The sequence below is a fragment of the Streptomyces sp. NPDC031426 genome, assembly GCF_055581585.1.
The window spans coordinates 209,526-217,060 of sequence record NZ_JBVIJE010000003.1 but is presented as its reverse complement, the minus strand read 5'-3'; the positions used below and the strand labels follow the sequence as shown (position 1 = coordinate 217,060).

Below are 7,535 nucleotides of genomic sequence, written 5' to 3'. Positions count from 1 at the left end.
GCCACGACAGCCCCGCCGACCGGCGAAGCCACACAGCCTCACCGGCCTCGGGGCCACGCACGCTCACCGGCCTGCGGCTCGGCAGCCTCGCCCGTCTCGGGGGCACGGCAGCTTCGCCGGCCTGCGCGTCCCCGCGCACACGGGCTTGCGGGTGCCACGCAGCCTCGCCGGCCCGCGGTTGAGCACCCTTGACGGCCTCGGGACCACGGTGCTCTCGCCGCCTGCGAGGTCGTCGCGCGCACCAGCCTGCGGTCTCACGGCCTCACCGGCCTGCAGCGCCACGACAGCCCCGCCGACCGGCGAAGCCACACAGCCTCACCGGCCTCGGGGCCACACACGCTCACCGGCCTGCGGCTCGGCAGCCTCGCCCGTCTCGGGGGCACGGCAGCTTCGCCGGCCTGCGCGTCCCCACGCACACCGGCTTGCGGGGCCACGCAGCCTCGCCGGCCTGCGGTTGAGCACCCTTGGCGGCCTCGGGACCACGGTGCTCTCGCCGCCTGCGAGGTCGTCGCGCGCACCAGCCTGCGGTCTCGCCGGCCTGCAGCGCTACCGCAGTCCTGTGGGACCACGCAGTCTCACCGGCCGCGGGTCAACACCCTCGCCGGCCTCGGGCCACGGCGGTCCGTCGGCCTGTGGTTCGACGCCCACGCCGGCCTGGGGGCACGGCGACCTCGTCGTCTGCGGGTGGCAGTCGCGGGGTGAAGCCGGGTTACGGCAACGTGGCGGGCTTGAGGGGTAGGGCGGCCCAGATGACCTTGCCGCCGCTCGCGGTGTGCTCCACGTCGACCGTCCCGCCCGCCTCCCGCGCCACCTCGCGGACCAGCAGCAGGCCCCGGCCACCGGTCTGGCCGTGGTCGGCCTCCAGGGCGGTCGGACGGTAGGGATGGTTGTCCTCCACGGACACCCGCACCCACTCGGCTCCGACGGCGACCTCCACGGCCAGCATCGGCGACAGCAGCGCCGCGTGCCGGACCGCGTTGGTGACCAGCTCCGAGACGATCAGCAGCAGGCCGTACACCAGCTCGTCGGAGACCGGCACGCCCTGGCGCAGCAGCAGGTCCCGTACGGCATGCCGGGCCTGCGGGACCGAGGCGTCCACCGCGGCGGCAGTGAACCGCCAGACGCCTTCGTACGGCAGTGGATCGGGCAGCCGCTCGGCGCCCCCCGCTGGGCGCGGGCCGTCCCCGCGCCCGTGGTTGTCCATCGTCCGGTCGCCACCCTCGCGCTCGATTGTCACCACACGTCGAGTGTTGGTAACGATCCGCTCAGGCCCCTAGGACTGAACACAAGTCAGCGGGTATCGAACGGTTTCTGACCGAGTGCGTATGACACGGTCACGTGTGGGACTGTTCCTGTCGCCCGGACGCCGGTTCGCGAACTAGTCGGGTCGTACGGGTTTGGGACTGCCCCTACTCGGAGACGAGCCCGACGACACGCCGCCCGCCGTAACCGGTGGCCACGAGGGCGAGGCCGTCGAAGAGCAGGGCGAGCGAGAGGAAGGCGCCGATGACGTACTGGCTGCTGCTCGGCCAGGAGGCGAGGACCAGGATCCCCAGCAGCAGGTCGAAGGCGCCGAGCAACAGCGTCCAGCCCAGCTGCGGTCCGCGCACGACCAGGCCGCCGACCAGCCGGAAGAGGCCCGCGGAGAGGAACAGCAGCGCGGCGAACATGGTGAGCGCGGCCGCCGCGGCGTGCGGCAGACGGATGACGACGACACCGGCCGCGATGTTCAGGGCGGCGACGATGACACCGAGCCAGAAGAAGCTGGTGCCACGGGCCTGGATCGCGTGCACCAGACCGACGATCCCGCCGATCAGCAGCAGCCAGCCGAACAACAGCATCGAGGTGAGCGTGGCGACCCCGGCGTAGACGAGTCCGACGATCCCGGCGAGCACGAGGAGCACACCGAGCACGGTGAGCAGGCTGAAGCCGCGGTGGAGTTTCGTCGCGCTGTCTCCGCGTGTGCCGGCCCTGGCCATCGCCGCCTCCTCGGTCCACGCCGCTTACCGCTCCCTCCCTCTTTGTCCCCATTGGGTAGGTTTCGTAACGCACCGCACCTGCCAAACCCGCGCTGTCCGTGCCCATCGGACCCCCCGATACGATCCGCGCATGGAGCCCCAGCTGTCGCACCGCACCGAAGGCGCTGTCGCCACCGTCGTCATCGGCAACCCGGCCAAGCGCAACGCCATGACCGCCGCGATGTGGCGGGCCCTCCCGCCGCTGCTGGACGAGCTGGCGCGGGACCCGGGCGTACGGGCGCTGGTGCTCACCGGTGAGGGCGGAACCTTCTGCGCGGGCGCGGACATCAGCACGCTCCAGGGCTCCCCCGAGGAGGCACAGCGACTCGCCGTGGCCGCCGAGGAGGCGCTCGCCGCGTTCCCCAAGCCGACCCTGGCCGCCGTGCGCGGGCACTGCGTGGGCGGCGGGGCACAGCTCGCCGCGGCCTGCGATCTACGGCTGGCGGAGGAGGGCGCGCTGTTCGGAGTGACTCCGGCGCGGCTCGGCATCGTCTATCCGGCCTCGTCGACCCGCCGCCTGGTGTCGCTGGTGGGCCCGGCCACCGCCAAGTACCTGTTGTTCACGGCCGAGTTGATCGACGCCGGGCGGGCGCTCGGCACCGGGCTCGTGGACGAGGTGCTGCCGGAGGGCGAACTGGACAAGCGGGTCGCGGAGTTGGCCCGGATCCTGGTCTCCCGCTCGCAGCTGACCCAGGCCGCCGCGAAGGAGTTCGCGGGCGGCCGTACCGACCGGGACGCCCACTGGGTGCGGACGGCGCGCGGCAATCCCGACACCGCGGAAGGGGTCTCCGCGTTCCTGGAGCGCCGGCAGCCGCGGTTCACATGGAGCGTGTCTACGTCAGGATGAAACGGCTCCGCGCCCGCAACCGCTCGACGAGATGGGCGGGGGCCTTGTCCGGGGAGCCGGTGGCGTAGGGCGGCCGCGGGTCGTACTCCGTGGCGAGCTGGAGAGCCTGGGCGTGTTCGTCGCCGGCGATGCGGCCGGCCAGGGTGAGGGCCATGTCGATGCCGGCGGAGACACCGGCTGCGGTGACGTACTTTCCGTCCGCCACGACCCGCTCCTCGGCCGGCTCGGCACCGAACCGCTTCAGCTGGTCGAGCGCCAGCCAGTGCGAGGTCGCGCGCCGGCCGTCCAGCAGGCCCGCGGCGGCCAGCAGCAGCGAGCCCGTGCACACCGAGGTGGTCCAGGTGCTGGCCGCGTCGACGTCGCGCAGCCAGTCCAGCAGCGGACGGTGCTCCATGAGGTCGCTCTGCCCCGGGCCGCCCGGGACGATCACCAGGTCCGGCCGGGTGACCTCGGCCAGCGGCCGGTCGGCGACGACCCCGAGCGCACGGGTGTCGGTGCGGACGGGACCGGTGCGCTCGGCGACGAACACGGTCTCGGCACCGGGGAGGCGGGAGAGGATCTCGTAGGGGCCGACGGCGTCGAGGGCGGTGAACCGGTCATAGACGACGATGGCGATCTGCATGGCGTGTCCCTTCGTGGGGTCGATGGGGCCCAGGTGGGCTGAGCGGCCGCGAACGTCCGTGCTGAAGCCGTTGCGCGGGCGCGGCGGAGTATCAGGGGCGATGGGGGGCCTCGACGGGCCAGGGCGGATGCGGGCGTCCGTCGGCGATGGCCGGTCCAGTGGGCCGTCACCGGGCGCAGAACGCCGGTGTCGGTGGCCGGGCTCAGTGGGCCACGGCCGGGCGGAAGCGGCGACGGTATTCGGCCGGGGGTGTGGCGAGAGCCTTGACGAAGGCGCGGCGCATGGCCTCGGGGGTGCCGTAACCGCTGGCGCGGGCGACCTCCTCGATGTTGTCGGGGGTGTCCTCCAGCAGGCGGCGGGCGTGTTCCAGGCGGACGCGGTCGACGTAGCGGCCCGGGGTCATACCGGTCTCCTCGCGGAAGGCTCGGGCGAAGTGGCGAGGTGAAAGGCGGGCGCGGGCGGCTAGCGCGTCGATCGTCAGGTCGCCGCCCGGATGCTCGGCGATCCAGCGCTGGACCTCCCGCAGCGGTGCGCGCTGCGCGGTCTGCGCGGCGAGCTGGGCGCTGAACTGCGCCTGGTTTCCGGGCCGGCGCAGGAACACCACCAGGTGCCGGGCGACGGCGAGCGCGACGTCCCGGTCCAGGTCCTCCTCGACCAGGGCGAGGGCCAGGTCGATGCCGGAGGTCACCCCGGCCGAGGTGGCGACGTGCCCGTCCCGGACATAGATCGGCTCCGGATCCACGGCGACCGCCGGGTGGTCGCGGGCGAGCTTGTCGCAGTAGGCCCAGTGGGTCGTCGCCCGGCGGCCGTCGAGGAGTCCGGCGGCGGCGACCAGGATGGCGCCTGTGCACACCGAGACCAGGCGCGGGACCCGCGGTCCGCGGGCACGCAGCCAGTCGATCACCCGGGGGTCGGGGTGGCGCGTGCCCTCGCCGCCGGGCACCAGCAGGGTGTGCGGGTCGGCGGCGGCGGTGAGTGCCTCGTCCGGTACGAGGGTCAGGCCGCTGGAGGTGCGCACCGGGCCGCCGTCCAGCGAGGCCGTACGGACCCGGTAGGTGCCCGGCGTGTGCCTCTCGGCGCCCGCGAACACCTCGAGCGGCCCGGTGACGTCGAGGCTCTGGACGCCGTCGAAGACGACGAAGAGGAGGGTCCGCCGGTGGGCCGTTTCCTCGATTGGCTGCGTCATGCCCTCGATTCTTCGCCTGCGGGAGCGTGGCCGCAATGACGTGTTTCCCACCTTTTCTGCCATGCCCGGCGCCGTCCGCGGCGCACGGGCGGGCGGCGTCCGAGGTACCCGGTGACGAACACCCGATCCGGTGAGAACGGAGGACTTGCGTGTTCAGTGCCCTCGCAGACGTACTGCGCCAGATCGGCGGGGCCGTCACCACGGTGGTCACGCTGCCGTTCCGGGCGCTCGCCCGGCTGTTCGGCGGGCCCTCGTCCGACCGCGCGCGGGAGCCGGGCCTGAAATACGGCCCGCCGGCCCGGCGGCCCGCCGAGGTGCCGCCCTGATCCCCGGTTGTCGGTGTCACCTGCCACAATTGCCGCGCAACCTCAGTCGAGAAGGCGGTACGGGATCGTGACGACACCGGGATCCATCGGAGCAGGATCCATCGAAGGCAGGATCGCCGAGGAACTCGGCGTACGGGAGCGGCAGGTGAAGGCCGCGGTGGAACTGCTCGACGGCGGTTCGACGGTGCCCTTCATCGCCCGCTACCGCAAGGAAGCGACCGAGATGCTCGACGATGCGCAGCTGCGCACGATCGAGGAGCGGCTGCGGTATCTGCGGGAGCTGGAGGAGCGGCGTACGGCGATCCTGGAGTCGGTGCGCGAGCAGGGCAAGCTGACCGAGGAGCTGGAGTCCCGCATCCGCGGCGCCGAGACCAAGGCGCGGCTGGAGGACATCTACCTCCCGTACAAGCCCAAGCGCCGCACCAAGGCGCAGATCGCGCGCGAGGCGGGCCTGGAGCCGCTGGCGGAGGGCCTGCTGGGTGACCCGACGGTGGAGCCGCTCGCGGCCGCCGCCGCGTTCGTGGACGCCGACAAGGGCGTCGCCGACCCGCAGGCCGCGCTGGAGGGCGCGCGGGCGATCCTCACCGAGCGGTTCTCGGAGGACGCCGACCTGATCGGCGAGCTGCGCGAGCGCATGTGGGTGCGCGGGCGGCTGGCCGCGAAGGTGCGCGAGGGCAAGGAGGAGGCGGGCGCGAAGTTCGCCGACTACTTCGACTTCGCCGAGCCGTTCACCGAGCTGCCCTCGCACCGGATCCTGGCGATGCTGCGCGGCGAGAAGGAGGAGGTCCTGGACCTCGCCCTGGAGCCGGAGGAGCCGGCCCAGTCCCCATCGGTTCCGTCGTCGTACGAGGGCATCGTCGCGAACCGGTTCGGGATCGCCGACCGGGGCCGCCCCGCCGACAAGTGGCTGACGGACACCGTCCGCTGGGCCTGGCGCACCCGCATCCTGGTCCACCTCGGCATCGATCTGCGGCTGCGGCTGCGGACGGCCGCCGAGGACGAGGCGGTGAACGTCTTCGCGGCGAACCTGCGCGATCTGCTGCTGGCCGCCCCGGCCGGCACCCGCTCGACGCTGGGCCTGGACCCCGGTTTCCGTACGGGCGTGAAGGTCGCCGTGGTCGACGCGACCGGCAAGGTCGTCGCCACGGACGTGATCTATCCGCACGTCCCGGCCAACAAGTGGGACGAGGCGATCGCCAAGCTCGCGAGGCTCGCCGAGGAGCACGCGGTCGAGCTGGTCGCGATCGGCAACGGCACGGCCTCCCGCGAGACCGACAAGCTCGCCGCCGAACTGATCTCCAGGCACCCGGAGTTGAAGCTCACCAAGGTGATGGTGTCCGAGGCGGGCGCGTCGGTGTACTCGGCCTCGCAGTACGCCTCGCAGGAGCTGCCGGACATGGACGTGTCGCTGCGCGGCGCGGTCTCCATCGCCCGTCGGCTGCAGGACCCGCTGGCCGAGCTGGTGAAGATCGACCCGAAGTCGATCGGCGTCGGCCAGTACCAGCACGACCTGTCCGAGGTGAAGCTGTCCCGCTCGCTGGACGCGGTCGTGGAGGACTGTGTGAACGGCGTCGGCGTGGACGTCAACACCGCGTCCGTGCCGCTCCTGTCGCGGGTGTCGGGCATCTCCTCCGGTCTCGCCGAGAACATCGTGGCGCACCGGGACGCCAATGGCCCGTTCAAGTCCCGGTCCGAGCTGAAGAAGGTGGCGCGGCTCGGCCCGAAGGCGTACGAGCAGTGCGCGGGCTTCCTGCGCATCCGGGGCGGCGACGACCCGCTGGACGCCTCCAGCGTGCACCCCGAGGCCTACCCGGTGGTCCGCCGCATGGTGAAGACCACCGGCCAGGAGGTCGCCTCCCTGATCGGCAACACCGGTGTGCTGCGCTCGCTGAGGCCCGCCGACTTCGTGGACGACACGTTCGGTCTGCCGACCGTGACGGACATCCTGAAGGAGCTGGAGAAGCCGGGCCGCGACCCGCGTCCCGCGTTCAAGACGGCCACCTTCAAGGAGGGCGTGGAGAAGATCTCCGACCTGTCCGCCGGGATGATCCTGGAGGGCGTGGTGACGAACGTGGCCGCGTTCGGCGCGTTCGTGGACGTCGGCGTCCACCAGGACGGCCTGGTGCATGTCTCCGCGATGTCCAAGACGTTCGTCAAGGACCCGCGCGATGTCGCCAAGCCGGGTGACATCGTCAAGGTGAAGGTCCTCGACGTGGACATCCCGCGCAAGCGGATCGCGCTGACCCTGCGCCTGGACGACGAGGCCGCGCCGCAGGGACAGGGCGGCGGCCGGCAGCAGCGCGGGGGCGGCGCCCGGCCGCCCCAGCAGCGGCAGGGCGGCGGCCAGGGCCGGCGCGAGGCCCGTGGCGGCGACCGGGGTGGCGACCGCGACCGGGGCGGCCGCCAGGCCCCGCCGCCCGCGAACAGCGCCATGGCCGACGCACTGCGCCGCGCGGGCCTGCTCGATCCGAAGAAGCGGTGACCCTGCGGGGCTTGGGCCGCATCCCCGCAGGCTCCGCCCCGGGGACAGGTCTTC

Annotated in this window: 6 protein-coding genes and 1 pseudogene; 3 read left to right on the top strand and 4 right to left on the bottom strand. The window is 72.8% G+C overall.

Annotated elements, in window-relative coordinates; all coding sequences use genetic code 11:
- Positions 1 to 709: 709 nt before the first annotated feature.
- Both ACZ5NH_RS06425 and ACZ5NH_RS06420 read right to left on the bottom strand, forming a co-directional pair.
- On the bottom strand, positions 710 to 1,204 hold the full coding sequence (locus tag ACZ5NH_RS06425; protein WP_388627208.1) for an ATP-binding protein: 495 nt from the start codon (positions 1,202 to 1,204) through the stop codon (positions 710 to 712).
- A gap of 205 nt (positions 1,205 to 1,409) precedes the next feature.
- The gene (locus tag ACZ5NH_RS06420) at positions 1,410 to 1,979 is read right to left on the bottom strand and encodes an HdeD family acid-resistance protein (RefSeq protein ID WP_451551712.1); all 570 of its coding nucleotides are present in this window, start codon (positions 1,977 to 1,979) and stop codon (positions 1,410 to 1,412) included.
- 130 nt (positions 1,980 to 2,109) lie between these two features.
- Between ACZ5NH_RS06420 and ACZ5NH_RS06415 the strand changes: the two genes are divergently transcribed.
- Positions 2,110 to 2,865, top strand: a complete 756-nt coding sequence (locus tag ACZ5NH_RS06415) for an enoyl-CoA hydratase/isomerase family protein (RefSeq protein ID WP_468773235.1) — start codon at positions 2,110 to 2,112, stop codon at positions 2,863 to 2,865.
- Here the strand turns inward: ACZ5NH_RS06415 and ACZ5NH_RS06410 are convergent.
- Together ACZ5NH_RS06410 and ACZ5NH_RS06405 are read right to left on the bottom strand one after the other, a co-directional pair.
- Positions 2,852 to 3,487 carry a DJ-1/PfpI family protein gene (locus ACZ5NH_RS06410; RefSeq protein WP_468773234.1) on the bottom strand — a complete coding sequence of 212 codons (636 nt, stop codon included), beginning with the start codon at positions 3,485 to 3,487 and terminating at the stop codon, positions 2,852 to 2,854. The genes ACZ5NH_RS06415 and ACZ5NH_RS06410 overlap by 14 nt on opposite strands.
- Before the next feature lie 202 nt (positions 3,488 to 3,689).
- Positions 3,690 to 4,673 (bottom strand): GlxA family transcriptional regulator, encoded by a 984-nt coding sequence (locus ACZ5NH_RS06405; protein WP_468773233.1) that lies wholly within the window; start codon positions 4,671 to 4,673, stop codon positions 3,690 to 3,692.
- Between the two features lie 149 nt (positions 4,674 to 4,822).
- On the opposite strand from ACZ5NH_RS06405, the pseudogene ACZ5NH_RS06400 reads away from it, so the two are divergent.
- Both ACZ5NH_RS06400 and ACZ5NH_RS06395 read left to right on the top strand, forming a co-directional pair.
- Positions 4,823 to 4,955: pseudogene (locus ACZ5NH_RS06400) on the top strand (LPFR motif small protein).
- A gap of 111 nt (positions 4,956 to 5,066) precedes the next feature.
- Positions 5,067 to 7,481: a Tex family protein gene (locus ACZ5NH_RS06395; protein WP_468773232.1), complete on the top strand. Its 2,415-nt coding sequence runs from the start codon at positions 5,067 to 5,069 to the stop codon at positions 7,479 to 7,481.
- The last annotated feature ends 54 nt before the right edge of the window (positions 7,482 to 7,535 follow it).

Coding starts and splice junctions, on each gene's coding strand:
- ACZ5NH_RS06405 (WP_468773233.1), bottom strand. CDS start 4,673: ATGACGCAGCCAATCGAGGAAACGGCCCACCGGCGGACCCTCCTCTTC.
- ACZ5NH_RS06410 (WP_468773234.1), bottom strand. CDS start 3,487: ATGCAGATCGCCATCGTCGTCTATGACCGGTTCACCGCCCTCGACGCC.
- ACZ5NH_RS06420 (WP_451551712.1), bottom strand. CDS start 1,979: ATGGCCAGGGCCGGCACACGCGGAGACAGCGCGACGAAACTCCACCGC.
- ACZ5NH_RS06425 (WP_388627208.1), bottom strand. CDS start 1,204: ATGGACAACCACGGGCGCGGGGACGGCCCGCGCCCAGCGGGGGGCGCC.
- ACZ5NH_RS06415 (WP_468773235.1), top strand. CDS start 2,110: ATGGAGCCCCAGCTGTCGCACCGCACCGAAGGCGCTGTCGCCACCGTC.